Origin of the sequence: Streptomyces sp. NPDC049627 (assembly GCF_044465645.1) — a bacterium.
In the GTDB taxonomy this organism is placed as follows: domain Bacteria; phylum Actinomycetota; class Actinomycetes; order Streptomycetales; family Streptomycetaceae; genus Streptomyces.
Genome location: NZ_JBITLW010000016.1, coordinates 120,676 through 146,170 on the forward strand (window position 1 = coordinate 120,676; position 25,495 = coordinate 146,170).

The window sequence follows — 25,495 nt, forward strand, 5'->3', positions numbered from 1 at the left end:
CCGGCCCACGCCACCCGAGCCCGGGAGCCGGCCCACGCCACCGGAGCCCGGGAGCCGGCCCGTTTCAGTCGAGCCCGTCGGCCCGTGCTACTCCGACCCCTGCCACAGTCCCTCCGGCGCCGCCGCCTCCTCCGTCTCCCAGTCGACCGTCACCACGATCTTGCCCCGTGTGCGGCCCTCCTGGTTGAGCCGGTGGGCATCAGCCGTCCGTTCCAGCGGGAACGTCTCCGAGACGTGCATGGACACCACGCCCTCCTCCGCCAGTTCCGACAGCCGCAGCAGGTCCTCCGCGTCGGGGCGGACGAAGTAGTAGCGGCCGCCGTAGTCGAAGACGTCCGGGTCGGCGATCGACACCAGACGGCCCTCGGGCGCGAGGAGGTTGGTCGAGGCCTTCAGCGCCTCCCCGCCGACCGTGTCGAAGGCCGCGTCCACGCCTTCGGGCGCCAGCCCGCGCACCCGCTCGGTCAGCCCGTCGCCGTACTCGACCGGCTCGCCGCCGAGGCCGCGGACGTAGTCGTGGTTGTGCGCGCTCGCCGTACCGATCACCCGGGCGCCCAGATGGCGGGCGAGCTGGACGGCCATCGAGCCCACGCCGCCGGCCGCGGCGTGCACGAGGACGGTTTCGTCACGCTTGACCTGGAGCACCTTGAGCAGGACCTGATAGGCGGTCAGCCCCACCAGCGGCAGGCCTGCCGCCTCCTCCCAGGTGAGGTTGCGGGGCTTGCGCGCGAGGGTGCGCACAGGGGCCGCGACGTACTCGGCGAAGGTGCCGTGGGAGAGGAGGTCCTCGCGTACGTAGCCGATGACCTCGTCGCCGACGCCGAACTCCGTGACGGACACGCCCGGCTGGACCACGACTCCGGAGACGTCCCAGCCGGGGACCACCGGGAAGACCGGCTCGAGCATCCGGTCCATGTGGCCCTCACGGCACTTCCAGTCGACCGGGTTGACCGCCGCCGCCCGTACCTTGACCAGCACCGAGTCGGGCCCGACCCGCGGGTCGCGCACATCCCCGTACGCGAGCACCTCGGGGCCGCCGTAGCTTGAGTAGCTGATGCCCTTCATGGGTCCGACCCTCCGGGGTGGCCGTGCGCCACGCAAGCCGAATAGCCCGATATGCGCCGTTCGCGTGGCAGCCTGTCGACGTCACAACCCGCACCTACGAAGGTGAGCACCATGACCACCCTGCACGTGGAGCACCCCGCCCACCCGCACACCCACGGCCCCGACTGCGGACACACCCCGGTGCCGCACGACGACCACACCGACTACGCGCACGACGGTCACCTCCACCGCGAGCACGGCGGACACTGGGACGAGTGCGAGGCGGACGGGCATGTCACGCACGAGGAGCACGCCCATCAGCACGGCGCCGACTGCGGCCACGAGAGCGTCCTGCACGGCGACCACGTCGACTACCTCCACGACGGCCACCGGCACGCCGCCCACGAGGGCCACTGGGACGACCACTGAGCCCTCACGAGGCCCCGCCGACTCGGCTGTACCGGCCGAGAATCCACCCCGACGGATTCCCGACAGCTCCCCGGCGCTCCGCGCGGGGAGCTGTCGGCTTATCGTGGGCCCGATCACGTTCGCCTCCCCCACTGGACTACATACCGACTGGTCGGCATCATGAGTCAGGTCCCGTTCACCTGCTTGAGGAGCGACGTATGAGCCCCGACCATCCGCCCGGACTCGATCTCGACCGGCTGCGCGGCCTGCTCGAGCGGGAGCGGCCCGGCCTGGTGCAGGGTCCGCTGACCGGCCGGCTGATCGAGGGCGGACGGTCCAACCTCACCTACACGGTCTCCGACGGCACCTCGAAGTGGGTCGTACGGCGGCCCCCGCTCGGCCATGTCCTCGCCACCGCGCACGACATGAAGCGCGAACACCGGGTCATCAGCGCGCTGCACCCGACGAACGTGCCGGTGCCGACGCCGGTGCTGCTGTGCGAGGACGAGGAGGTGCTCGGGGCGCCGTTCTACGTCATGGAGTTCGTCGAGGGCACCCCGTACCGCACGGCCGACCAGCTGGCCCCGCTCGGCCCGGAGCGCACCCGGGGAGCGGTGCTGTCGCTGGTGGACACGCTCGTCGAGCTGCACGCGGTGGAGCCGGCGTCCGTGGGCCTGGAGGACTTCGGCCGCCCCGAGGGCTTCCTGGACCGGCAGCTGCGCCGCTGGGGCAAGCAGCTGGACGCCTCCCGCAACCGTGAGCTGGCCGGCATCGACGAGCTGCACGCGACGCTCGGACGGCGGCTGCCCGCCTCCCCCGCTCCCGCGGTCGTGCACGGCGACTACCGGCTCGACAACGTGCTCATCGGTGCGGACGACCGCATCAAGGCCATCCTCGACTGGGAGATGTCCACGCTCGGTGACCCGCTCACCGACCTGGGTCTGCTGGTGATGTACAGCATGCCGCTCGAGATGCCGGACTCCCCCGTCTCCACCACGGCTCAGGCCCCGGGGCACCCGGACCCGGCCGAGCTGATCGAGCGGTACGCCGCGCGCTCGGGACGCGACGTGTCGGCGGTCTCCTGGTACACGGCGTTCGCCTGGTTCAAGCTCGCCGTGATCCTGGAGGGCATCCACTACCGCTACACGCTCGGCCGGACGGTCGGCCACGGCTTCGACCGCATCGGCGACCTCGTCCCGGTCTTCATCGAGCACGGTCTGACCACTCTTCGAGAAGGCACCCAGGAAGGCTGACGGGACATGGACTTCGCGTTCGACGCACGCACCGAGGAGCTGCGCGCCAAGCTGCTGGCCTTCATGGACGAGTACGTCTATCCGGCCGAGGCCGTGGCGGAGGAACAGCGGGCCGAACTGGCCTCCCCCTGGGACACCCCGGCCGTGGTCGAGGAGCTCAAGGCTCAGGCGCGCAGGCAGGGCCTGTGGAACCTCTTCCTCCCCGACGCCGAGCACGGCGCCGGCCTCACCAACCTCCAGTACGCCCCGCTGGCCGAGATCACCGGCCGCTCACCGCAGCTGGCGCCCACCGCGCTGAACTGCGCGGCGCCCGACACGGGCAACATGGAGGTGCTGGCGCAGTTCGGTGACGAGCAGCAGAAGAAGCAGTGGCTTCAGCCGCTGCTGGCCGGTGAGATCCGCTCGGCGTTCGCCATGACCGAGCCGGAGGTGGCCTCCTCCGACGCCACCAACATCACCACGCACATCGAGCGGGACGGCGACGAGTACGTCATCACCGGCCGCAAGTGGTACATCTCCGGGGCGATGAACCCGGACTGCAAGATCTTCATCGTGATGGGCAAGACGGACCCGGACGGCGACGACATCCGCCGCCAGCAGTCCATGGTCCTCGTCCCCCGCGACACCCCGGGCGTGACGGTCAAGCGCGCGATGCAGGTCTTCGGCTACGAGGACCACTACCACGGCGGCCACGCCGAGGTGATCTTCGACCACGCGCGCGTGCCGGTCACCAACCTGATCGGCGAGGAGGGCGGCGGCTTCGCCATCGCCCAGGCCCGTCTCGGGCCCGGCCGTATCCACCACTGCATGCGGCTGATCGGCATGGCCGAGCGGGCGATCGAGCTGATGTGCAGGCGGGCCGTGGCCCGTACGGCCTTCGGCAAGGCGCTGGCCCAGCAGGGCGTGGTGCACAACTGGATCGCGGACGCGCGCGTGCAGGTCGAGCAGCTGCGGCTGCTGGTGCTGAAGACGGCCTGGCTGATGGACACCGTCGGCAACAAGGGCGCCCACACCGAGATCCAGTCCATCAAGATCGCCACTCCGCGGGCCGTCGTCGACATCATCGACCGGGCGATCCAGTTGCACGGCGCGGGTGGTGTCAGCCAGGACTTCCCGCTGGCCGAGCTGTACGCCGCCGCCCGGACCCTGATGATCGCCGACGGGCCGGACGAGGTGCATCAGCGGTCGCTGGCGCGGCGGGAGCTGAAGAAGTACCTCTAGAGGGACCACGTGTAAGGGGCGACCGCCATGGGCGGTCGCCCCTTACACGTGCCCACGTATGCGGCGGTTACGGCCGCAGTGCCCGCAGCAGCAGGTCGGCCAGGTGGTCGGCGACCTCCTGGGGGCCCATCGGGCCGTCGGGGCGGTACCAGGTCGACAGGTGGTGGACGGAACCGAAGTGGTAGTCCACCACGAGGTCGGCCGGGGTCGCCTTGGAGAAGACGCCCGCCTCCTGGCCCTCCTCGATGAGCGCACGGAAGCGTTCGTGGTAGCGCCGGCGCTCGGCGCGCACCTGCTTGTTCTTCTCCGGGCTCAGGTGGTGCATCGACCGCCAGAAGATCGACGCGTCGTCGAGGTTGTCGATGGTCGTCACCACGACATCCGCCGCCGCGGCCCGCAGCCGCTTCTCGACCGGCTCGTCGGCCTGCGCGAAGGCGTCCAGGCGCTCCTGCTGGAGGCGCAGCACGCGCGCGTACACCTCGTGCAGCAGGTCGTCCTTGGAGCCGAAGTAGTGGTACAGCGCCCCCTTGGTGACGCCCGCCGCCTCGACGATCTCCTGCACCGAGGTGCGGTCGTACCCCTGCTCGGCGAAGAGCCGGGTGGCGGCGGCGAGCAGCCGCTGCGGGACGGGCGTACCGTCTCCGTCCGTCGTCCTGGCCACTGTGCCGCCACCTGCCCTTCCGAGATGTCTGCTTGTTGTCCGGCAGTCGTTCGTCTAGCCGTCGTTGCCACGGGAACGAAGCTCCCGACGGAGGATCTTCCCACTTGCCGTCTTGGGCAAGTCGGGCAGGATCTCCACCTGGCGCGGATATTTGTAGGCGGCCAGTCTCTCCTTGCAGTACGCGGCGAGTGCGTCGGGGTCCGTTTCCGCACCCGGACGGAGGCTGATGTACGCCTTGACGGTCTCCCCGCGGTACCCGTCGGGCACCCCGACGACGGCCGCCTCGCGCACCGCCGGGTGCGTGTAGAGCACGTCCTCGACCTCGCGCGGCCACACCTTGAAGCCGGACGCGTTGATCATGTCCTTCTTGCGGTCGACGACGTACAGCCAGCCCTGCTCGTCCATGAAGCCGATGTCACCGGTGCGCAGCTCGCCGTCCGGGAAGGTCTCGGCGGTGGCGTCCGGGCGCCGCCAGTAGCCCGGGACGACCTGCGGCCCCCGTACGACGATCTCGCCCTGTTCGCCGAACGGCACTTCCGCGCCCTGCTCGTCGACGATCCGTACGACCGTGTCGGGCCCCGGCAGGCCCACGGCGAGCGTCCCGGAGACCGGGTCGACGGGGGCCTCCAGGCCCGGCGGGACGGAGGCGCAGGGGGCGGTGCACTCGGTGAGGCCGTAGCCGTTGCGGATGTACGGCCCGAAGCCGGCCCGGAACTTCTCCACCAGGGCGGGCGGCAGCGGGGCGCCGCCGGAGGAGATCATCCGGAAGGAGGTGAAGTGGTCCCGGGTGACGGCCGGGTGCGCGGCGAGCGCCATGAAGGCGGTCGACGGGCCGACGGTGTAGTGCGGCCCGTGCTCGGCGAACGCGTCGAGCAGCACCCCGGCCTCGAAGCGGTACGCCAGCACGAGCGTCCCCGCGCTGTCGAGGCAGGCGCCGAGCTGGCAGACCATGCCGGTGATGTGGAACAGGGGCGCCAGCGCGAAGTAGACGGGCGGGTCGGGCAGTTCCAGGCCGGTCCGCTGCCGCTCGGCGTTGTACATGATGTTGCCGTGCGTGTTGGTGGCGCCCTTCGGGGTGCCGCTGGTGCCCGAGGTGTAGCTGATCAGCGCGATGTCGGACGGCTCCGCGTCGCGCCCCTGCGGCGCCTTGTGGCCGGCACGCGCGACGCCCGTCAGGTCGTCGGCGTCATCGGCCTGCGGCAGCCGCTCGAAGGTCAGCACGCGCGCGTCGTTGCGCGTCTGGAAGTCCAGCTCGCACCCGGTGAGCACGATCCGCACCGGCGAGCCGGCCGCCGTCTCGCGCAGATACGACTCCCAGGCCCGGTCGGAGCAGATCAGCGCGGCCACCTCGCCGTCCCGCAGGACGTGCGCCACCTCCCCCGACTTGTACATCGGGTTGACGGGCACGACGATCGCCCCGGCCTTCCAGGCGCCGAGCAGGGCGAGCACGAAGTGCGGGGAGTTCTGCAGCAGGATCGCCACGCGGTCGCCGCGCTCCAGGCCGCGGGCGGCGAGGTGCCCGGCGACGGAGTCGCTGAGCTCGTCGACCTCGCGGTAGGAGAGCCGGCCGTCGAAATAGGCGAGGAACGTGCGGTCCGGATGCTCGGCGGCGGCCCGGCGCAGGGCGTGCACGAGGGAGTCCTCGGGCTGGATGGGGGCGCGCTGGGGGTCGCTGAGGAGGGCCAGCCAGGGCTTGGCCGCGTATCGGGAGCCGGTCACAGGGTCTCCTCCCACTTCTGCTGGATGTGGTTCATACCGGCCAGCCAGCGGTCGGGCTCGGCGGCCCGCGCCTGGTAGTAGCCGGCGACCTCGGGATGCGGCAGGATCAGGAAGCGGTCCTCCGCCATGCCCTTGAACAGGGCGTCCGCGACGTCCTCCGGCGCGATGGCGGTGGGCTTGAGCACGAGGTCGCCTGCACTGCCGGTGGCGTCGAGCATGTCGGTGCGCACACCCTGCGGGCAGATGGCGTGCACCTTCAGGCCGCGATGGCGGTACGTCAGGGAGAGGTACTCGGCGAAGGCATAGGCACCGTGCTTGGTGACGGCGTAGGGCGCGGCCCCGATCATGGTGAGCAGTCCGGCGGCGGAGACGGTGGAGACGAACCGCCCACTGCCGCGCTCCAGCCAGGCGGGGAGCAGCTCATGGGCTGCACGCACGTGTGCCATGACGTTGACGTCCCAGGACAGCGACCAGGCCTTGTCGTCGGCGAGATCATCGATGCCCGGGCCGCCGAAGGCGACCCCGGCGTTGGCGCAGTAGACGTCGACGGTACCGCCGAGGGCGTCACGAGCGGCGTCGACGATGGCGGAGGCGTCGCCGGGGACCGCGATGCCGCCGATCTCGCCGGCGACGGCCTTCGCCTTGTCGGCGTCCAGATCATTGACAACGACCCGGGCTCCTTCAGCGGCGAACCGCCGAGCAAGGGCTGCGCCGATCCCGCCTCCCGCCCCGGTGACGACCACTCCGGCATCCTGCAAGGCTTCCACCATCGGTCTCCTTCGACGCGGCTCCACTGCGAGGCCAGACTAACCGGTCGGTATGTAACTGGAAAGGGGCGACTGCAACGCCGTAAGGGGCGCGGGGAACTGCGCGACAAGCCACGAACCACCGGCACCTTTCCCACAACCTGCGGGAGCAATACCGTGCCCCCCATGCGCCTATCCAGACGAGCTCTCCTCGCAGCGACAACGGCAGCAGCAACCCTGACTTCGGCACCCCCAGCCTCCGCAGCCGAGCCCCGCAGACAACCACGCACCGGCTTCGAGCGTCTCTCCGCCGAAGGCTACGCACTCCTCGACGGCCGGCGCGTCGGAATCGTCACGAACCCCACCGGCGTGACCCGCGACGTCCGCCACATCGTCGACGTCATGCATGCCGACGACCGGGTGAACCTCATCGCCGTCTTCGGCCCCGAGCACGGCTTCAGAGGCACCGCCCAGGCCGGCGGCTCGGAGGGCCGCTACGACGACCCGGCGACCGGGCTCCCGGTCTACGACACGTACCTCAAGAGCGGCCGCCCCCTCGCCGACATCTTCACCGCGTCCGGCGTCGACACGGTCGTCTTCGACATCCAGGACGTCGGCGCACGCTTCTACACGTACATCTGGACCCTCTACGACTGCATGGAGGCGGCCCAGCTGGCGGGCAAGCGCTTCGTCGTGCTGGACCGCCCGAACCCGGTGACCGGACGGGCGGCGCAAGGCCCCGTCCTCCACAAGGAGTTCGCGACCTTCGTCGGCCGGCAACCGATCTCGCAGGCGCACGGAATGACGGTCGCGGAACTGGCCCACCTCTTCAACGGGGAGTTCCTCGGCACCCCCGTGCCGCTGGAGACCGTACGGATGACGGGCTGGCGGCGGTCCGACTTCTACGACGCCTCCGGACTGCCCTGGGTGCCGCCGAGCCCGAACATGCCGACCCCGGACACCGCCCTCGTGTACGCGGGCACCTGCCTCTTCGAGGGCACGAACCTGTCGGAGGGACGCGGCACCACCCGCCCCTTCGAACTGCTCGGCGCGGAAGGCATCGACGGCCGCTGGGCGGCGGCCGCGAACGAACTCGGCCTTCCCGGGGTGCACTTCAGGGAGGCCTACTTCGCGCCCACGTTCTCCAAGTTCCAGGGAAAGACCGTCGGCGGCGTACAGATCCATGTGCACGACCGCGCCGCGTACGACCCCGTCCGCACCGGAATCGCCCTGCTGGTGAGCGCCAAGAAGGCCTGGAACGGCTTCGCTTGGCGCTCCGACAACTGGATCGACAAGCTCACCGGCTCCACGCGGGTGCGCACGATGATCGACGCGGGCGCGAGCACCGGCGAGGTGGTGGCGGGCTGGCAGCAGGAGCTGGCGGCGTTCCGGCGGATGCGCAAGGAGTACCTGCTGTACAAATGACCGCCGCGAATCCGCACCCCGGATGAGTGACGACGTATGGCCAATCACGCCCGTTAGCAGGACGATGCGGCCGTATCGCACCACTTCGGGGGACGAGGGGGCCTGTCATGGCGGATCCGGCAGTGAGCGTGACTCCTTACTGGGAGCTGACCTTCGACGCGGACGGCGATCCGGACGCCGGGAAGCGGGACCGGCTGCTGGCCGGAGTGACACAGCACCACGTCCGTGACCTGATCGTCTTCGCGCACGGCTGGAACAACGACCGCTCGGGCGCGACCCGGCTCTACGACCGCTTCTTCGCGCCGATCCCACAGCTCGCTCCGGCGGCGAAGATCGGGTACGTCGGCGTGGTCTGGCCGTCGATGCGGTTCTCGGACGAGCCGATCCCGGACTTTCCGCGGGCCGTGGCGGCCGAACTGCCGCCGCGGCCGGCGCTGGACAAGGACACCCGGCACGCCCTGCTGGAGACGTTCCCGGGGCGGGCCACCGTGATCGACCAGATAGCGCGGATGCTGGACCAGCAGCCGCGCGAGGAGGCGGAGTTGGAGGAGTTCGGGCGGCTGGTGCGGCTGCTCGTGGACGTAGTGCCGCCGGGGCCGCAGGTGCTGTTCGCGGCGGACACGCTGGCGGAGGGGGTGCCGCAGAGCTCGCCGGACATGTTCTCGGGGGCCACGGCCGCCGTGTGCGAGGAGTTCGCGCAGGCGCTGACGCATCTGGAGTCGCCCGACGGCGCGCCGGACGGTGCGGCCTCGTTCTCGTTGCCGAACCCGTGGGAGGGCGCGCACGAACTGCTGCGGCAGGCGACGTACTACGCCATGAAGCGCCGCGCGGGCACGGTCGGTGAGCGCGGGCTCGGCCGGGTGATCGGGCAGCTGGCCGCGCGGGAGTCCGAGGTGCGGGTGCATCTGGTCGGGCACAGTTTCGGTGCGCGGCTGGTGTCCTTCGCGTTGCGGGGCCTGCCGAAGGGCGTGCGCGCGGTGAAGTCCGTGACGCTGCTCCAAGGCGCCTTCTCGCACTACGCGTTCGCGTCGCGGCTGCCGCACGACGCCCGGGCGGGCGGTGTGCTGGAGGGCCAGCACAACCGGATCGACGGACCGCTGGTGTGCTGCTATTCGCGGCATGACGCGGCGCTGTCCACGATGTATCCGCTGGCCTCCCGCATGGCGGGGGACGCGCGCGGGGTCGCGCCCCTCGCCATCGGCCGGATGCTGGGGGCCAAGTGGGGTGCGATGGGGCACGACGGGGTGCAGGCGGTCCCGGGGACGCGGTCGCTGAAGCTGGCCGACGCACTCGGGGCGCCTCTGCCGACGTCGGGGTGCGTGAACGTCGACGCGGCAGGCGTCGTACGGCGTGGCGGGCCGCCGGCGGGGGCGCACAGCGACATCGTGCACCGGGAGCTGGCGCAGGTGGTGCTGGCGGCGGGCCGCATCGGGTGACCCGCCGCCGACCACTTACCCGGCACTCGTCACCTGTGTGACGTGAACTCCACGACCTGCTGATACGTCGGCCGGTTCTGCCAGCTGATCCTGCCGTGCTTGATGCCGCCCAGGGTGCGCTGGACGATCGAGTCGGCGCACCACTGGTCGCCCGCCGAGCACTGGTCGTCGCCGGGGTAGACCTGGGCCGCGGTCTGGCCGGCCGCCTCCTTCAGGGTGCTGATCAGGATGTCCCGGCAGGCGCTGAGGCTGCCGCCGCCGCAGTACTCGCGGTCGAGCGGGCCCTGCACCGACTCCCCGAGCACGGCCCGCATGTCCTTGTCGACATAGCTCCACCAGCCGTACTGGAAGGAGCTACCGGCGTGCGAGCCGGTCGGGCCGTGTGCGGCCGACGGGGACTCGTCGACGGGCAGGTTGGCGGTCATCGCGGCGTACAGCTCGCTGCCGAGACCCGGTTCGAACTCGGCCTTGACCAGCAGCGGCCACCAGGCGTCCAGGATGCGGACCGCGTCGGCGTCGGCGTACGTCTTCGACCCGGCCGACGTCTCGGTGCGCTTGCCGCCCGCGGCCACCCAGGACTGGAGCTTGCCCACCGCCGCGGCGGCCGTGGTGTCGGTCACCGGGGAGCTGTTGACGACCTTCAGCAGGTCCGGCAACACGTCCTCGGCCCGCAGGTCGGCCAGCCCCGCGTCCGCCATGGCCTTCACCAGCGAGGCCCGGGTCACGCCGCCCGCGGCGACCAGTTTCCTCACCCGGTTCTCCAGCAGGTTGCCGCGGTGGACCGAGCCGTCGCCCCAGGGCGCGGTCGTGTACTCCTTGGCCTGCTTGTTGTTCCAGGAGATGTAGTAGTCCTGGTCGATGGAGTTGGGGTGGGCCGAGGGCGGGGTGTACTGCGCGGTGTTCGTCGCCGGGTCCCAGCCGCGCCACTCGTACGCCGGCTGCGCCCACACCGGGAACTCCGCGTCCACGCCGGTCGCCCGTACCGGGTTGTCGCCGCTGTTGTAGTAGGCGGTGTGCTGGGAGTCGGCGTAGAACCAGTTGAAGGTGTAGTTGATGTGCTGGACCGCCTTCTGGAAGTCCTCCGGGCCCTTGACGTAGTCCGGGTCGTTCAGCATCTGGAAGCCGATGATCGAGTCGGCCTCGTGCAGGTAGGACGAGCGCAGGGTGGTGTAGGCGACCTTCTTGCCGCCGACGGTCGCGCGATGCGTGACGGGACCGTACTTCGTACGCCAGACCCGCATCGTGTACGAGCCCTCGGGGGTGCTGTCGGCGGTCGTCGGCTTCCAGGCGTTCTTCTGCTCGACCTTGTCCATCGCCGTGCAGGTGCCGCGGTAGAGGTAGTGGTAGTCGTCCTGGCACAGCTCGACGGCGTAGGTGTCGACGATGTCCTGGCCGGAGGTGGTGGCGCTCCACGAGTAGTCCTGGCCGCGGCCCAGCTCGACGTACATGCTCAGCCCGGCGAAGGAGGCACCGCGGGCGCTGATGCCCGGGCCCTGGATCTCCTGGAGCAGGAGGAGCTGGGGCGCGAAGTAGCCGGTCTGCGGGCCGAAGACGGCGACCGGGTGGCCGCTGGCGGTGTGCTTGCCGCTCACCACCAGGGCGTTGGACATGCCCCGCTTGGCGGAGGTCGTGGCGGTCTTGGCCGCCGTGCGCGAGGCGCCGGTCGCGGCTGAGCCTGCCGCGCTGCCCGTACGGTCGTAGACGAGTTGTTCCTCGCTGACCGAGCCGGCGTCGGGCAAGGCCCCGCCCTGCGGGTCGGCGGGCTTGGTCGCGTACGGGAAGCTCTTGTCGTGGACGGTGACGACGGCCTCGGGGTCGTTGCGCTCACGGAACGACTCCCAGAGCTTCGTTCCCTCGGCCACGCCGTACTTCTCCTGCGCGGCCAGCAGGGAGATCGCGTTGTTGACCTCGCCGCCGCCTCCGGAGCCGAACAGCGCGCCGATGACCGAGCCGAGCGCCACCAGGTCGGTGATCTTGAAGTGCTCGATCGTACCGGCGTTGGTGATGGAGTCCTTGTGGCCGGTCAGGACGTATTCGCCGGGGAAGTAGCGGCCGCTGTCGGAGGCGTCTATGTAGGCGTTGATGCCGTCGAGATAGGCCTTGGCGTCGGCGATGGCCAGTTGGCCGCGCTCGCCGTTGGAGGCGACGGCGTTGTCGATCTGGGCCTGCAGATCGGCCTCGGTGTAGGGCGCGTTGCGCCAGAACTGCTGCTCCAGGCCCTGGTTGGAGGGCGCGCCGCCCGCGAAGGAGGTCAGCCGGCCGCGGCCGACGTGCCGGAAGACGTCCATCAGCCACAGCCGGTCCTGGGCGGCGGCATAGCCCGCGCCGAACTCCGTGCCGTATCTGGTGGTACCGGTGATGTGCGGTACGCCCGTCTTCTTGTCACGGACGATCGTCACGTCGCTGCGGCCCGCGGGCTTCACGGTGGAGGCGACTTGGTCGGAGGGGACGCCGAACGAGGCGTCGTTGAAGAAGTTGTTGATCGTGGCATTGGTGAGCCCGGAGTAGCCCTTGGCCAGGTTCGCGTAGGGGCCCAGCTGGTCCGAGGCGTGCTCGGGCATGCTGCCGAAGGCCTGGTTGAGCAGGATCTGGGCGAGGGTGGCGTTGCCGTTCTGGCCCGGCGGCAGGATGTCGGAGCACTGGTTGCCGCAGTGGTCGTTGGCGGCCGTCGCCTCGGCCACCGCTGTCGCGGGCGCGGCCACCGCTTGGGAAAGTGGCGACAAAAGACCGGCAATCAGTGCGCATACGGATGCGGTCTTCAGGAACCCGTGGAATCTGCCGGGAGTTCTCAGTCCGGCTGGGGCGTTGCGGGGGGTACGCCGTGGCATGGCAGCTCCTACCGACGAGGGTGAGCCGGGATGTTACCGGCGGTATCCCCGGGATTGAAGATGAACATGCGTCACTTTTTGGAGTCACCAAGATCCGCGATGGAGGTCATCGGAAATCGGATGGAGCCGAATCGCTTGTCGATACGTCTATTCGTCAACGCCGCGCGAAGTCCGTGTGGTGACGCCGAAGTGACCGAAGTACAGGTGCAGGTGTGACGGAGGTGCAGGGCGATGGCCGGTTTCCGGAGTCTGGCGAGACAGGTGCGCGATCCGCGGTGCGATCTCGCGCTGCGGCGCTACTCACTGCGTAAGTGCCTTGAGCGGTTCGCTCCTTACGGGCACAGGGCGACCTGGGACCACTTGTGCTCCCGGGCAGGGTTCGGTCCGGAGGACCGGTCCCCCGATCCGGCGCGGCTCGTGGCCGCGTTGGACGAGCTGGAGGAGGCGCGTTCGGTCTGGCTGGCCTATGAGGTCGAGTTCGCCGAGCGGCGCAAGAAGGAGAAGCACGACGGACTGCGCAGGCCGGGCAGTGTGGATGACTGGCACCGGCTGACCTGGGGCGGTTTCGGCGTGGCCTGGTGCGACGACCCCGGGGTCCACCCGCATGAACCGCTGGCCGAGGTGCTGCGCCGGCTGATCTCCGCGCTGGAGCGCGAACCGGGTGCGGAGTGCCCGGTGTGCGGCGGGGAGCAGCTGATCTGGAAGTACGACCTGGCCCATGAACCGTCGTCGGGCCCGGTCTGCACGGGCTGCGGAATCGTGGTGCCGCGTCCGGTTCTCACGCCCGAAGCGCTGGCGGTGTCGCGGCGCGAACGGCGACTGCTCGTGTCCGCCTAGTACGACGGGGGTGCGCCGGGGATGCCGCACCCCCTCTTGTCAGTGGTGTCCGGCACCATCGAGACATGATCCAGGTCTGTCTGAACGGGCCCCGGGGAAGCGCCGACGGGGCGATGGTGCCCCTTTCACCGGAGGCCATGGCCGAGTCCGCCGCCGAGGCCGTCGCGGCCGGGGCCACGGACATCCATGTCCACCCCAAGACCCCCTGCGGACGGGACAGTCTGTCGCCGCGTGTGCTCGCCCCGGTGCTCGATGCGATACGGGCCAGGGTGTCGGTGCCGGTCGGTGTGACCACGGGCGCATGGGCGGAGCCTGATCCCGCGGCCCGGCTGGAGCGTGTTCGGAGCTGGACGACGCTGCCGGACCATGCCTCGGTCAACTGGCACGAGCCGGGCGCCGAGGAGGTGGCGGCCGCGCTGATGGAGCGGGGCATCGGCGTGGAGGCGGGCATCTGGTCCGGCACCGACGGGGCGGCGCGGTTCGCCGCCTCGCCACTGGGTCCGAGAGTGCTGCGCGTGCTCGCGGAAGTGACGGACACGTCGGCGGAGACGGCCGAGGACTCCGCGCGTGCGCTCCTGGCCGACCTCGGGCCGGCGCTCCCCCGCCCCGTGCTGCTGCACGGCGAGGACGGGGGTGCGTGGCCGGTGCTGCGGCTGGCGGGGCGGCTGGGGCTGGCGACGCGCATCGGCCTGGAGGACACGCTGGTCCTGCCGGACGGGGAACGGGCGGTGTCCAACGCTCAGTTGGTGGCCGAGGGGTTGGTCCAGTACGGGTGGGCCCAGCGTTCGTCGTAGGGCAGGGCGAGCAGTTCGGCGCGTGTGGCGAGGTCGGGCTCGCCTTGGGCACGGAGACGGGCGGGGGCGTGCCGGGTGAGCCAGGCCTGGAGTTCGGCGACGACGGCGTCCTCGTCGCCGTGGTACCACCAGCCCAGCGGCGAGTCGTCGAGATCCAGGTGGTACAGCCACTCCTTCGCGCAGCTCACGAGGTGGATGTCCGCCATGGGGTGCGCTTCGAACCGGTCGAGCAAGGGGGTCATGCTGCGCAGGATCGTGGCGCACGTCTCGAACACGTCATGGACGGGGTACGACGGCTCGGGTGTCGTGAGGACGTCCTGCCACCACGCGTGCACGAACGCCTCGACGGCAGCCGCCTGACCGGCGGGCCAGGCGCGCCAGTCCACCCGGCTCAGACCATGGGCGCCCCAGCCGACTCCGTCGAAACTGCCGTCGGCCATCGCCCGCGCGGTCTGCGGCAGCAGGCGCCGCATGACGGCGGCGTGGTCCTCGAAGTGAAGGGGGTCCTTGAAGGCGAAGATGCGCAGCAGATCGGCGGGGACCCGGGTGTACGGCGTGCGCAGATACACGATGTCGTCCGGGTGGAAGCAGTGTTCACAACCGGTCTCGGTGGGGCTCGCGAAGCCGTTGAAAACCGTCTCTATGTCCGCAACGGCGGCGGCGAGGGCAGGTGAGGGCATGGGAGGTCGACCCGTCAGGACTCCGTGCACGGCGCGGTACCGCAGCCGCCGGCCGAAGATCGCGACGATACCAGCTGCTAATCCGGTCGCTCCAGAGCTTTCCCGTCCGGACAGTTGGGGGCGATGAAACACACCTGAGGAAGACCGAGGAGTCCCCGATGTCGACGCTGCGCGTCACCGCCGAAGTGCTGACCGTCCACGAGCATCCCAACGCCGATGCGCTGGAGCTCGCCCAGGTGGGCCTGTACCGGGCCGTCGTCGCCAAGGGCGCGTATCGCACCGGCGAGGCCGCGGTGTACATCCCCGAGCAGTCCGTGCTGCCTGCCGGGCTGATCGAGGAGCTGGGGCTGACCGGGCGGCTGGCGGGGAGCAGGTCCGACCGGGTCAAGGCGGTACGGCTGCGTGGTGAGCTGTCGCAGGGCATCGTGTGCCGACCGAAGGCGCTGGCCGACGTCGATCTGGCGCGGGCGGCGGCGGACGGCACCGACTTCGCCGAGCTGCTCGGCATCACCAAGTGGGTGCCGCCCATCCCGCCGACGATGTCCGGGGAGGTGGAGTCGGCGCCGGATCTGCTGCCGTGGGTCGACATCGAGAACATCCAGCGGTACCCGGACATCCTCACGCCGGGCGAGCCGGTCGTGCTGACCGAGAAGCTGCACGGGTCGGCGTGCCTGCTGACGTATGTCGCCGGCGAGGACCGGGTGCACGTGTCCTCCAAGGGCTTCGGCGCCAAGTCGCTGGCGCTGAGGGAGGATCCGCGGAATCTGTACTGGCGGGCGGTGCGGGGGCACGGCGTCGCCGAGGTCGCGGCTCGGGTGGCCGAGCGGTTGGGGGCACGCCGGGTGGGCATCTTCGGCGAGGTGTACGGGGCGGGCGTACAGGACCTGACGTACGGGGCGGACGGACGGCGGGACACGCTGGGATACGCGGTGTTCGACGTGTCCGTCGAGGTGGACGGGCAGGTCCGGTGGCTGGACGCGGCGCAGGTGCTGGACGGTGAACTGCCGCTGGTCCCACGGCTGTTCGAGGGGCCCTACGACATCGAGCGGGTGCTGGAGGTCGCGAGCGGACGGGAGACGGTGTCCGGGCGGGAGCTGCATCTGCGCGAGGGTGTGGTGATACGGCCGGTTGTCGAGCGGTACAGCGCGGTGACCGGGGGACGGGCGATCGCGAAGGCGGTGAGCCCGGCGTATCTGACACGGAAGGGTGGGACCGAGTACGAGTGACCGGGATTGAGCGGGACCCGTGCTGGTGCCGGGGGGTGGATCGCTCACCGGCGCCCGCCGGGTGCCGCTCTCTTGGGGGACGGGTGTTCTCGCCGGGCAGGCCGAGGTGGTGTCGCTTGGCGCCGAATCGGCGGACGGCCGCCGGGGTCCGGTAGCCGGTCGGCAAGGTGAGCGGGCCGGCGTTGGTCGGCCCGGGTCCCGGCGGACGCGGACCTGGGCGGCGATGGCCGCGACGTCCTGCGGCGAGGTCATGGCTGCCGGCGGGCATGGGCGGCTCCGGCAGGACCACGGTCGCTCTGGAGCCGGCACACCGGCTGGCCGGAGCCCTGAACCACGTCTGGTCGGTGTCCGGCGCTGACGGCAAAGGACTTCCTGCAGCGCCGAGGGCGGTAGCTCTCGTGACGGGTGCCGCGCCGAGCGATTTTCCCGGAGTGCCGCACTCTGACCTGCGACGCCGCTCCGTCCAACACCTAGACGGCACCGCCGTGCCGGACGGCAAACGACCCGGCCCCACCACACGGCCGGCCCGCGTCCCAGGGCGAACCGGGGTCGAGCGAGATCCTGGGTTCGGCTGGGCCTGGCCCTGCGGAGGGCCGGCGCCGCACGACCCACAGGGGACTCCGGCCCCGGCACCACAGCAGCGCTTACGCACCGCCCCGAGCTGGTCCAGGCTCTCCCACACGGATCAGCGAGCCGACCGGCTCACCACCGGATCCGACTCTCCTGGCCCGGTGGACAGGAGCCGGTACTGCCACGCCGGGCTTCCCCGCCTGCCCAGGACGGACGGCACTAGCAGCAGTCCTCGGTCTCCTGCTCCCGCTTCCCGCCCTTGCCCGAGTTCCCCTTCCCCCGGCCTCCCCCTTGCTCCACCATCAGCCGCGACCCCGTGAGCCGTTCGCCGAACACATCGCCGGGGTTGGACAGGACGCACGTGTCCAGGGACAGGCAGCCGCAGCCGATGCAGTCGGTCAAGTGGTCGCGGAGGCGGTTGAGTTGCTTGATGCGTTCGTCGAGTTCCGAGCGCCAGGCCTCCGACAGGCGGGCCCAGTCCTCATGGGTGGGGGTGCGTTCCTCGGGAAGTTCGGCGAGGGCGTCGCGGATCGTGGCGAGCGGGATGCCCACGCGTTGCGCGGCCCGGACGAAGGCGACCCGGCGGAGGGTGTCACGGGTGTAGCGGCGCTGGTTGCCGGAGGTGCGGCGGCTGCTGATCAGGCCCTTGGACTCGTAGAAGTGCAGGGCGGAGACGGCGGCGCCGCTGCGCGCCGACAGCTGGCCGACGGTCAGCTCGTGGATCTTCTCGGGGATCTGGGGCACTCCTCAGAGCCTACCGATCCCGTCGCACGCCCGTTCCGTTGACATAAGCCTCGGACCCGACCATGCTAAGCAGTCGCTTAGACATTGCGGGACTGCGACGCGAGAGGCCGGGAACATGGCAGAGCCGAGGATCTTCACGTCCGTCGACGACCTGAAGGCGGCGGTGGGCGAGCAGCTGGGGTACACCGACTGGCTGGAGATCGACCAGAAGCGGATCGACCTGTTCGCCGAGGCCACCGGCGACCACCAGTGGATCCACATCGACCCGGAGAAGGCGGCCGCCGGACCCTTCGGGACCACCATCGCGCACGGGTACCTGACCCTGTCGCTGCTGCCCCTCTTCGGACCCCAGCTGATGACGGTCGAGGGCGTGAAGATGGGCGTCAACTACGGCACCAACAAGGTCCGCTTCCCCGCCCCCGTGCCGGTCGGCTCGCGGCTGCGCGCGACCGCGAGGATCAGCAACGTCGAGGACGTGCCCGGCGGCGCCCAGCTGACCGTCGCGTACACCGTGGAGCGCGAGGGCGGCGACAAGCCGGTCTGCGTGGCGGAGTCGGTGGCCCGCTTCTACGTCTGACACACCTACCCGCCTCTACGACTGAGGGCCCGGGCTACGCCTGAGGGGCCCGGGGGCTACTTGACCCCCACCATCCGCAGTACGAGGTCGGCGTACAGCGCGCCGACCTCGTCCGGCGTCCACGGGCCGTCGACACTGAACCAGCGGGCCACGTCGATGCAGAGCGACAGGACGGCGAGGGTCGTGCCCTTCACGTCCAGTACGTCGAAGTCACCGGCCGCGACGCCGTCCTCGATGATGCCGCGCACCTCGGCGTCGCACTGCCGCCGCAACGCGAGGATCTCGGCGCGGGCGTCCGGGCCGAGCGAGTCCAGCTCGTACTGCACCACCCGCGCGGTGGTGCGCCCCCCGGCGTGCCAGCGGACGAAGGAGCTCACGGCGTCGGCGAGCCGCTCGGCCGCCGTGCCCTCGCGGCGCGCCGCCGTCCGCAGAATCTCGAGCGCCTTTTCGTGGCCGATCCTGCTGATGCGGTGGAGGAGCTCTTCCTTGGTCTTGTAGTGGATGTAGAGCGCGGCCGGGCTCATGCCGGCGCGGCCCGCGATGTCACGGGTCGTGGTGGCGTGGTAGCCGCGCTCGGCGAAGGCCTCCACAGCGGCGATCAGCAGCCGCCGGGCCGCGTCGGGCGTGACCTCACCCCACGCCGACGTCTCGCCGCCGGCCGTGTCCTCCGCCGTACTCATCGCTCACTCGCCCCTCTCGCTGACAGAGGAACCACCATACCGCTGAAGGTGAGCGGGCGCTTAGCGTGGCCGTTCGGAGCCACCGGCGATGTCAGATCTTTTCGAAGGGGTCGTGTTCCGCCAGGAGCTTCTCCAGCCGGGCCTGGTCCACCCGGCTCACGATCTGTCCGGCCTCCTGACGGTCCCGGATCACCTTGGCGAGGGTGAACGCCGAGGTCACCAGATAGAGAACCGCGATCGCGAGGAAGCCGCGCACCCAGGCGTCGGCGTTCAGCTGGTAGATGCCGACGGCCGTGGCGGCCATGGCGACCGCGAAGGAGGCCACGGCCTGCCCGTAGAAGGCGGCCGTGCTCTGCTGCTTGACCGGTGTCTCACTCATGGGCAAGAGAATCGGCGACGGTGGCACCGGCCACATCCGCCGAGGTACTCAGCCAGGTACTCAGAACGCCGAGACTCCCGTCAGTGCCCGCCCGATGAGCAGCTTCTGGATCTGGCTCGTGCCCTCGTAGAGGGTCATCACGCGGGCGTCGCGCAGCAGCTTGCCCGCCGGGTACTCGTCGATGTAGCCGTAACCGCCGAAGACCTGAAGGGCGTTGTTGGCGGCGCGCACGGCGGCCTCGGAGGCGAAGAGCTTGGCCTTGGAGGACTCGACGGTGAAGGGCAGCCCGCGGTCGATCAGGTCCGCGACCCGCCAGGTCAGCAGCCGGGCCGCGTCCACGTCGACGGCGATGTCGCTGATCAGTTCCTGGACCAGCTGGTGATGGGCGATGGACCTGCCGAACTGCTCGCGCTCACCCGCGTACCGGACGGCCGCGTCGAGTGCGGCCTGCGCAATGCCGACGCAGCCCGCGGCCACCGACATCCGGCCCTTCGCCAGGGCCGACATCGCGACCGAGAAGCCCTTGCCCTCCTCCCCCAGCAGGGCCGTCGCGGGCACCCGTACGTCCTGAAGCACCAGTTCGGCGGTGGCCTGGCCGCGCAGGCCGAGTTTGCCGTGGATGGTGCGGCGGGTCAGACCGGGGGTGTCGGTGGGCACCAGGAAGGCGGAGACGCCCTTGTGGCCGGGGGCGTCCGTGGAGCGGGCGAAGAGGAGGACGACGTCGGCCCAGGTGCCGTTCGTGATGAACATCTTCGTGCCGTTGAGGACGTAGTCGTCGCCGTCCCGGACCGCCCGCGTGGAGAGGTTGCCCGCGTCGGAGCCGGTGCCCGGTTCGGTGAGGCCGAAGCAGCCGACCAGCTCGCCCGCGGTGAGCCCGGGCAGCCAGCGGCGCTTGTGCTCCTCGCTCCCCCAGGCGGCGATGGTCTTGGCGACCAGGCCGAGCGAGACGGAGACGATGCCGCGCACGGACGAGTCCCCGCGCCCCAGCTCCTCCGTGACCAGGCAGTACGCGAGATGGTCGCCGCCCGAGCCGCCGTACTCCTCGTCGATCGTCAGCCCCAGGAAGCCGACCTCGCCGAGCTTCTTGACGATGGAACGGTCCACTTCCTCCGCCCGGTCCCATGCCACGACGTGCGGGGCGATCTCGCGGTCCACGAAGTCCCGGGCCAGCTGCCGGACGGCGGTCTGCTCCTCGCTGAGCTCCAGATTCATGCCGAGTCACCCCACAGAGAACGGACGTCGACGGCCACACATTGAAAGCCGTACATTTAAATTAGCACTGCTAGTTTCCATTCGGCAGCCCTACTATGTGCGCCATGGCCCGACCGCGCAAGCCCCTCCTCAGCTACGACCGGATCGTCGAGACGGCACGTGAACTCGTGGACACGGAGGGTCTTTCGGCCGTCTCCACGCGCCGGCTCGCCGCCGAGCTGGGCGTGAGCGGGCCCTCCCTCTACAACCACTTCCGCACGAAGGACGAGATCCTGGAGGCGGTCGCCGACTCGGTGAGCGCCCAGGTCGATCTGTCGATGTTCGAGGACGGCCGGGACTGGCGGACCGCGCTGCACGACTGGGCCGTCTCCTACCGGGCCGCCCTGCGCGACCACCCCAACATCGTTCCCGTCCTGGCCCGCGGCCCCGGCCGTCGCCCGGCCGCGCTGCGGCTCGCCGACGCCGTCTACGGCGCGATGGTCGAGGCCGGGTGGCCGCCCGCGCAGGCCACGTCCATCGGCGCGCTGATGCGGTACTTCATCATGGGGTCGGCGCTGGGCTCGTTCGCCCGGGGCTTCGTGGACGACGCGAGCGCCTACGACCCCGCCGACTATCCCCACCTCGGGCAGGCGCACCTCCTCGCCGAGCAGCAGGAGAAGATCGACGAGCGGGCCTTCGAGACGGGCCTCGCGGCGCTGCTCGACGGGCTGGCTCGGCAGTACGACCAGGTCGGGCCGGCCGCCTAGGCATATTTCGGCGGACGCCGAAGTGTCCGTGCCGCATGCTGGGAGCCATGACCACCAGGGACCCGCAGGCGCACCGGCTGGCCCGGCTCGCAGGCCTGATCGCCGACGAGACCCGGGCCGCCTGTCTGCTGGCGCTGCTCGACGGTCGGGCCTGGACCGCCGGTGAACTGGCGCGGCACGCCGGGGTCGCCGCGTCGACACTGAGCGAGCATCTGGGCAAGCTCGTCGCGGGCGGACTGCTCGCCGAGGAGCGGCAGGGGCGGCACCGGTACGTGCGGCTCGCGGACGCGCGGGTCGCCCAGCTGGTGGAGGACCTGGCCGCGCAGGTGTCGCCGGACGCGGTGGTACGGCCGCGCAATCTGCGGGAGGCCGGCGCGAGGTCCGCGATGGCGCGGGGGCGTACCTGCTACGACCATCTCGCCGGGCGGCTCGGTATCGCGGTCACGGATGCGCTGACCGTGCGCGGGCTGCTCAGGCAGGACACGGGATTCGCGCTTACGGATGCGGGACTGCGGTGGTTCGAGCACACCGGCATCTCCCTCGACCGCACAGGCCGCCGGCCGCTCGCCCGCGCCTGCCTCGACTGGACCGAGCGTCGCCCGCACCTCGCCGGCACCGCGGGCGCGGCACTGTGCCGGCACGCCTTCGACGAGGGCTGGTGCGTACGCATCGGTTCGGAGCGAGCTGTGAAGGTGACGGACACCGGCGAGCGAGCACTGTTCGAGCTGCTCGGGATCGAGGTGGAGGTGCTGCGCTGAACCTCAGCGTCCCGTCCGAAATCCGCGAGCACCGGCCCCCTGACCTTCCCTAGCCTCTGGAGCATGATGAGCACCGCCCCTGCCCGCCCCGCCCGCCGCCCCGCCCTCCTCGCCGCCGGCGCAGCCACCGTCACCGTCATCCTCTGGGCCTCCGCCTTCGTCTCCATCCGCAGCGCCGGCGACGAGTACTCACCCGGCGCGCTCGCGCTGGGCCGACTGCTCGCCGGGTCCCTGGTGCTGGGGGTCATCTGCCTCGTCCGGCGTGAGGGGCTGCCCCCGCGCGCGGCCTGGCCCGGGATCGCCATATCCGGCCTGCTGTGGTTCGGCTTCTACAGCGTCGTACTGAACTGGGGCGAGCAGCAGGTGGACGCCGGTACGGCGGCGCTCGTCGTGAACATCGGACCCATCCTCATCGCGCTGCTGGGCGCCCGGCTGCTCGGTGACCCGATGCCGCCGCGGCTGCTGGCGGGGATGGCGGTGTCGTTCGCGGGTGCGGTGACCGTGGGTCTGTCGATGTCGGGCGGGGGCGGTTCCTCGGTGCTCGGGGTGGTGCTGTGTCTGCTCGCGGCGGTCGGGTACGCGGGCGGCGTCGTGGCGCAGAAGCCGGCGCTCGGTCATGCGAGCGCGCTCCAGGTGACGACCTTCGGGTGTCTGATCGGTGCGGTCGTCTGTCTGCCCTTCACCGGGCAGTTGGTCGGCGAGGCGGCCGACGCGCCCGTCTCCGCCACGCTCAACATGATCTACCTCGGCGTCTTCCCGCTGGCGCTCGCCTTCACCACCTGGGCGTACGCCCTGGCCCGTACGACCGCGAGCCGCATGGGCGCGACCACGTACGCGGTGCCCGCGCTGGTCGTGCTGATGTCGTGGCTGGCGCTGGGCGAGGTGCCGGGGCCGCTCACGCTGGCGGGCGGGGCGCTGTGTCTGGCGGGGGTCGCCGTGTCGCGGTCCCGGGCGCGGTCCGCTCGGGTCGTGGCGGCCTCGCCACAACCCGAGCAGGCCCGTTAATCGGCGTGAGTCAGCGTGAACGCGCCCTGTCCGCAAGGACCTTGATGGACAGCAGCGCGATCACCGCGAGGCCGATGATGTAGCCGGACACCGCCATCGAGGTGCCCGTGGCCTCCAGCAGCAGCACCATGATGAACGGGGCGAGGCCGCCACCGAGCACGGCCGCGATCTGGTAGCCGAGGGAGGCGCCCGTGTAGCGCATCTCGGGCGTGAACAGTTCGGCGAACAGGGCGGCCTGGGGGCCGTACATGATGCTGAGGAAGCAGCTGGCGACGAACGTGCCGACGGCCAGCCAGAGCAGCGATCCGGTGTCGATCAGCAGGAACAGCGGTACGGCCCACAGGGCGATGCCGGCCGCGCCGATCGCGTAGATGCGGATACGGCCGATCCTGTCGGAGAGCGCGGCGGCGGCCGGGATCAGCACCAGCTGGGTGAGGCTGATGCAGAGCGAGACCATGAGGACGGCGCTCTTCTTCATGCCGAGCTCGCGGGTCGTGTAGTCGAGGACGCCGGTGATGATGATGTAGAAGGTCGCGGTGTTCACGGCGAAGGAGCCTCCGGCGAGGAGCACCGTGCCGAGGTGGCCGCGCAGGACGGTGCGCAGCGGGGAGGACTGCTCGGCCTTCTCCTGCTCGGCCAGCTTCTTCTCCGCCTCCCGGAATTCGGGGGTCTCCTCGACGCGCGTGTGGATGTACCAGGCGAGCAGCAGGACGAACAGGCCGACGAGGAACGGCACGCGCCAGCCCCAGGCCGCGAACGCGGAGTCGGACAGGAACGCTCCGGCCAGCAGGAACACCGTGTTGGCGGTCACCACGCCGATCGGGACGCCGAGCTGCACGAAGCTGCCGTAGACACCGCGCTTGCCCTCGGGGGCGTACTCGGTGGCCATCAGCATCGCGCCGCCCCACTGTGCGCCGACGGCGATGCCCTGCAGCACGCGGAGGGCGACCAGCAGGATCGGGGCGGCGACGCCGATCGTGTCGTACGTCGGGAGCAGGCCGATGCCGGTGGTGGCGAGGCCCATGAGGGTGAGTGCGAGGACGAGCATCGGCTTGCGGCCGCGCTTGTCGCCCAGCTGACCGGCGACGATGCCACCGAGGGGGCGGGCCAGGAAGCCGACGGCGAAGGTGGCGAAGGAGGCGAGGACTCCCGCGGTGGAGCTGCCGGCCGGGAAGTACAGGTCGCCGAGGACGAGCGCGGCGGCGATGCCGAAGACGAAGTAGTCGTACCACTCGACGGCCGAGGCGAGGGCTGCGGCGGTGGCGACGCGGCGGCGGTTGACCGTGGGCGGAGCGGTCGAGGTGGGGGCGGGGGGAGCGGAAGGGGACGTGTCCATGCGTGCACACTCCGGTGGGTGCGGTGGGGACGTTCCCGGGAACATACTGACTGGACGGTATGGGGTCAACGGGTGTGCACGAAGGTTGCCCGGAGCACATGAGCGCTCCGGGCAACCAGGGGTCTCAGAACACCACCAGCGCCCTGCCGCCCTTGCCCGCCAGCATGTTCTCGAACGCCGCCGGAATCCCCTCCAGCCCGATCCGTTCCGTCACCAGCGCGCCCAGGTCCAGCCGGCCCGCCCGCACGTGCTCGGCCAGGACCGGCAGGTCCCGCGCCGGGTCGGAGTTGCCGTAGACGCAGCCGGAGAGGGTCCGGCCCCAGTGGAAGATCTCCAGGGCGTTGAAGGTGACCTGCTGGTCCTTGCCGCCGATGCCGACGACCGTGGTGCGGCCGCCGCGGCGGGTCGAGTCCCAGGCCGTGCGGATGGTGGTCGCGCGGCCCACGCACTCGACGGCCACGTCGACACCCTGTTTGTCCGTCAGGCCCCGGATCTCCCGGGCGGTGTTCTCGGAGGCGATCACGTAGTCGGTGGCTCCCGCCGCGCGGGCCAGCTCCTCCTTCTCCGGGGAGACGTCGACCGCGACGATCTTCGCCGCGCCCGCGATCCGGGCCGACTGGAGGGCGGCCAGCCCCACGCCGCCGACGCCGAACACCGCGACGCTCTCGCCCGCCCGCACCCGCGCGGAGTGGTGGACGGCGCCGTAGCCGGTGAGGACGGCGCAGCCCAGCAGGGCGGCGTCGGTGAGCGGGACGCCGTCGGGGACCGGCAGGACGCAGGACGCGGAGACCACCGTCTCCTCGGCGAACGCGGCGACGTTCAGGCCGGGGTGGAGGTCGGTTCCGGACGTCGTCCTTGCGTACACGTCGGCGGCGCCGTTGAGCGCGTTGGCGCACAGCCAGACCTCGCGGAGCGAGCAGGCGTGGCAACTCCCGCAGGACGGCGCCCAGTTGAGGACCACACCGGCGCCCGGCGCGAGATGCGTGACCCCCTCCCCCACGGCCACCACGGTGCCCGCGCCCTCATGACCGAGGACCGCGGGGACCGGGACGCGCATGGTGCCGTTGGACAGGGACAGGTCGGAGTGGCAGACGCCGGCGGCCGCGAGGCGGACGCGGACCTGGCCGGGGCCGGGGTCGGGCAGGTCGATCCCGGTGATCTCCAGGGGGGAGCCGATGGCGGGCAGGACGGCGGCGCGGACAGCCATGAT

24 protein-coding genes are annotated in these 25,495 nt (G+C 70.9%); 12 read left to right on the forward strand and 12 right to left on the reverse strand.

All coding sequences use genetic code 11. The features are described 5' to 3' along the window. Positions 1-87: 87 nt before the first annotated feature. Complete coding sequence (locus ACIBU0_RS36480) at positions 88-1,065, reverse strand: NADP-dependent oxidoreductase (RefSeq protein ID WP_398827313.1); 978 nt, start codon at positions 1,063-1,065, stop codon at positions 88-90. Between the two features lie 111 nt (positions 1,066-1,176). Between ACIBU0_RS36480 and ACIBU0_RS36485 the strand changes: the two genes are divergently transcribed. From ACIBU0_RS36485 to ACIBU0_RS36495, 3 genes are all read left to right on the forward strand, one after another. Beyond that, complete coding sequence (locus ACIBU0_RS36485; RefSeq protein WP_398827315.1) at positions 1,177-1,473, forward strand: hypothetical protein; 297 nt, start codon at positions 1,177-1,179, stop codon at positions 1,471-1,473. A gap of 197 nt (positions 1,474-1,670) precedes the next feature. Continuing rightward, the gene (locus ACIBU0_RS36490) at positions 1,671-2,705 is read left to right on the forward strand and encodes a phosphotransferase family protein (RefSeq protein WP_398827317.1); all 1,035 of its coding nucleotides are present in this window, start codon (positions 1,671-1,673) and stop codon (positions 2,703-2,705) included. Between the two features lie 6 nt (positions 2,706-2,711). Further along, a complete protein-coding gene (locus ACIBU0_RS36495) occupies positions 2,712-3,926 on the forward strand; it encodes an acyl-CoA dehydrogenase family protein (protein ID WP_398827319.1) in 1,215 nt (404 codons plus the stop codon). A gap of 67 nt (positions 3,927-3,993) precedes the next feature. On the opposite strand, the gene ACIBU0_RS36500 is transcribed toward ACIBU0_RS36495, so the two are convergent. The 3 genes from ACIBU0_RS36500 to ACIBU0_RS36510 are packed head-to-tail and all read right to left on the reverse strand — an operon-like array spanning position 3,994 to position 7,076. After that, positions 3,994-4,587: a TetR/AcrR family transcriptional regulator gene (locus ACIBU0_RS36500; protein ID WP_398827321.1), complete on the reverse strand. Its 594-nt coding sequence runs from the start codon at positions 4,585-4,587 to the stop codon at positions 3,994-3,996. A 54-nt stretch (positions 4,588-4,641) separates the two neighbouring features. Beyond that, positions 4,642-6,306 (reverse strand): class I adenylate-forming enzyme family protein, encoded by a 1,665-nt coding sequence (locus ACIBU0_RS36505; protein WP_398827323.1) that lies wholly within the window; start codon positions 6,304-6,306, stop codon positions 4,642-4,644. Then, positions 6,303-7,076 (reverse strand): SDR family oxidoreductase, encoded by a 774-nt coding sequence (locus ACIBU0_RS36510; RefSeq protein ID WP_398827325.1) that lies wholly within the window; start codon positions 7,074-7,076, stop codon positions 6,303-6,305. Before ACIBU0_RS36510 ends, ACIBU0_RS36505 begins: the two co-directional genes overlap by 4 nt. A 162-nt stretch (positions 7,077-7,238) precedes the next feature. Here ACIBU0_RS36510 and ACIBU0_RS36515 point away from each other — a divergent pair, with 162 nt between their 5' ends. Together ACIBU0_RS36515 and ACIBU0_RS36520 are read left to right on the forward strand one after the other, a co-directional pair. Next, positions 7,239-8,477: an exo-beta-N-acetylmuramidase NamZ domain-containing protein gene (locus ACIBU0_RS36515; RefSeq protein WP_398827327.1), complete on the forward strand. Its 1,239-nt coding sequence runs from the start codon at positions 7,239-7,241 to the stop codon at positions 8,475-8,477. Between the two features lie 107 nt (positions 8,478-8,584). Next, positions 8,585-9,913, forward strand: a complete 1,329-nt coding sequence (locus tag ACIBU0_RS36520; RefSeq protein WP_398827329.1) for a serine-threonine protein kinase — start codon at positions 8,585-8,587, stop codon at positions 9,911-9,913. Positions 9,914-9,942: 29 nt separating this feature from the next. Here ACIBU0_RS36520 and ACIBU0_RS36525 read toward each other — a convergent pair whose 3' ends face one another. Next, a complete protein-coding gene (locus tag ACIBU0_RS36525) occupies positions 9,943-12,741 on the reverse strand; it encodes a penicillin acylase family protein (protein ID WP_398827331.1) in 2,799 nt (932 codons plus the stop codon). Between the two features lie 231 nt (positions 12,742-12,972). On the opposite strand from ACIBU0_RS36525, the gene ACIBU0_RS36530 reads away from it, so the two are divergent. Together ACIBU0_RS36530 and ACIBU0_RS36535 are read left to right on the forward strand one after the other, a co-directional pair. Further along, on the forward strand, positions 12,973-13,578 hold the full coding sequence (locus tag ACIBU0_RS36530) for a hypothetical protein (RefSeq protein WP_398827333.1): 606 nt from the start codon (positions 12,973-12,975) through the stop codon (positions 13,576-13,578). A 65-nt stretch (positions 13,579-13,643) separates the two neighbouring features. Then, positions 13,644-14,372, forward strand: coding sequence for a 3-keto-5-aminohexanoate cleavage protein (locus ACIBU0_RS36535; RefSeq protein WP_398827335.1), 729 nt, complete (start codon positions 13,644-13,646; stop codon positions 14,370-14,372). Here ACIBU0_RS36535 and ACIBU0_RS36540 read toward each other — a convergent pair. Continuing rightward, entirely contained in the window at positions 14,318-15,052 is a 735-nt protein-coding gene (locus ACIBU0_RS36540; protein ID WP_398827337.1) for a hypothetical protein, read from the reverse strand. The two genes, ACIBU0_RS36535 and ACIBU0_RS36540, sit on opposite strands and share 55 nt — an antisense overlap. A gap of 158 nt (positions 15,053-15,210) precedes the next feature. On the opposite strand from ACIBU0_RS36540, the gene ACIBU0_RS36545 reads away from it, so the two are divergent. After that, the gene (locus tag ACIBU0_RS36545; protein WP_398827339.1) at positions 15,211-16,278 is read left to right on the forward strand and encodes an RNA ligase (ATP); all 1,068 of its coding nucleotides are present in this window, start codon (positions 15,211-15,213) and stop codon (positions 16,276-16,278) included. Positions 16,279-17,067: 789 nt separating this feature from the next. On the opposite strand, the gene soxR is transcribed toward ACIBU0_RS36545, so the two are convergent. After that, a complete protein-coding gene (soxR, locus tag ACIBU0_RS36550; protein ID WP_398827341.1) occupies positions 17,068-17,592 on the reverse strand; it encodes a redox-sensitive transcriptional activator SoxR in 525 nt (174 codons plus the stop codon). A 115-nt stretch (positions 17,593-17,707) separates the two neighbouring features. Here soxR and ACIBU0_RS36555 point away from each other — a divergent pair, with 115 nt between their 5' ends. After that, on the forward strand, positions 17,708-18,169 hold the full coding sequence (locus ACIBU0_RS36555; protein WP_398827342.1) for a MaoC family dehydratase: 462 nt from the start codon (positions 17,708-17,710) through the stop codon (positions 18,167-18,169). A gap of 56 nt (positions 18,170-18,225) precedes the next feature. On the opposite strand, the gene ACIBU0_RS36560 is transcribed toward ACIBU0_RS36555, so the two are convergent. From ACIBU0_RS36560 to ACIBU0_RS36570, 3 genes are all read right to left on the reverse strand, one after another. Next, on the reverse strand, positions 18,226-18,849 hold the full coding sequence (locus ACIBU0_RS36560; RefSeq protein WP_398827344.1) for a TetR/AcrR family transcriptional regulator: 624 nt from the start codon (positions 18,847-18,849) through the stop codon (positions 18,226-18,228). 91 nt (positions 18,850-18,940) lie between these two features. Further along, complete coding sequence (locus ACIBU0_RS36565) at positions 18,941-19,228, reverse strand: YiaA/YiaB family inner membrane protein (protein WP_398827346.1); 288 nt, start codon at positions 19,226-19,228, stop codon at positions 18,941-18,943. Positions 19,229-19,288: 60 nt separating this feature from the next. Next, positions 19,289-20,440, reverse strand: a complete 1,152-nt coding sequence (locus ACIBU0_RS36570; protein WP_398827348.1) for an acyl-CoA dehydrogenase family protein — start codon at positions 20,438-20,440, stop codon at positions 19,289-19,291. Between the two features lie 104 nt (positions 20,441-20,544). On the opposite strand from ACIBU0_RS36570, the gene ACIBU0_RS36575 reads away from it, so the two are divergent. The 3 genes from ACIBU0_RS36575 (at position 20,545) to ACIBU0_RS36585 (ending at position 22,949) form a co-directional block, all read left to right on the forward strand. Next, positions 20,545-21,186 (forward strand): TetR/AcrR family transcriptional regulator, encoded by a 642-nt coding sequence (locus ACIBU0_RS36575; RefSeq protein WP_398827350.1) that lies wholly within the window; start codon positions 20,545-20,547, stop codon positions 21,184-21,186. Between the two features lie 35 nt (positions 21,187-21,221). Then, positions 21,222-21,944 carry an ArsR/SmtB family transcription factor gene (locus ACIBU0_RS36580; protein WP_398827352.1) on the forward strand — a complete coding sequence of 241 codons (723 nt, stop codon included), beginning with the start codon at positions 21,222-21,224 and terminating at the stop codon, positions 21,942-21,944. A 66-nt stretch (positions 21,945-22,010) separates the two neighbouring features. Beyond that, complete coding sequence (locus tag ACIBU0_RS36585) at positions 22,011-22,949, forward strand: DMT family transporter (RefSeq protein WP_398827560.1); 939 nt, start codon at positions 22,011-22,013, stop codon at positions 22,947-22,949. 10 nt (positions 22,950-22,959) lie between these two features. Here the strand turns inward: ACIBU0_RS36585 and ACIBU0_RS36590 are convergent, their stop codons facing one another. Together ACIBU0_RS36590 and ACIBU0_RS36595 are read right to left on the reverse strand one after the other, a co-directional pair. Beyond that, a complete protein-coding gene (locus ACIBU0_RS36590) occupies positions 22,960-24,285 on the reverse strand; it encodes an MFS transporter (RefSeq protein WP_398827354.1) in 1,326 nt (441 codons plus the stop codon). Positions 24,286-24,409: 124 nt separating this feature from the next. Continuing rightward, on the reverse strand, positions 24,410-25,492 hold the full coding sequence (locus tag ACIBU0_RS36595) for a Zn-dependent alcohol dehydrogenase (protein ID WP_398827356.1): 1,083 nt from the start codon (positions 25,490-25,492) through the stop codon (positions 24,410-24,412). Positions 25,493-25,495: the final 3 nt, after the last annotated feature.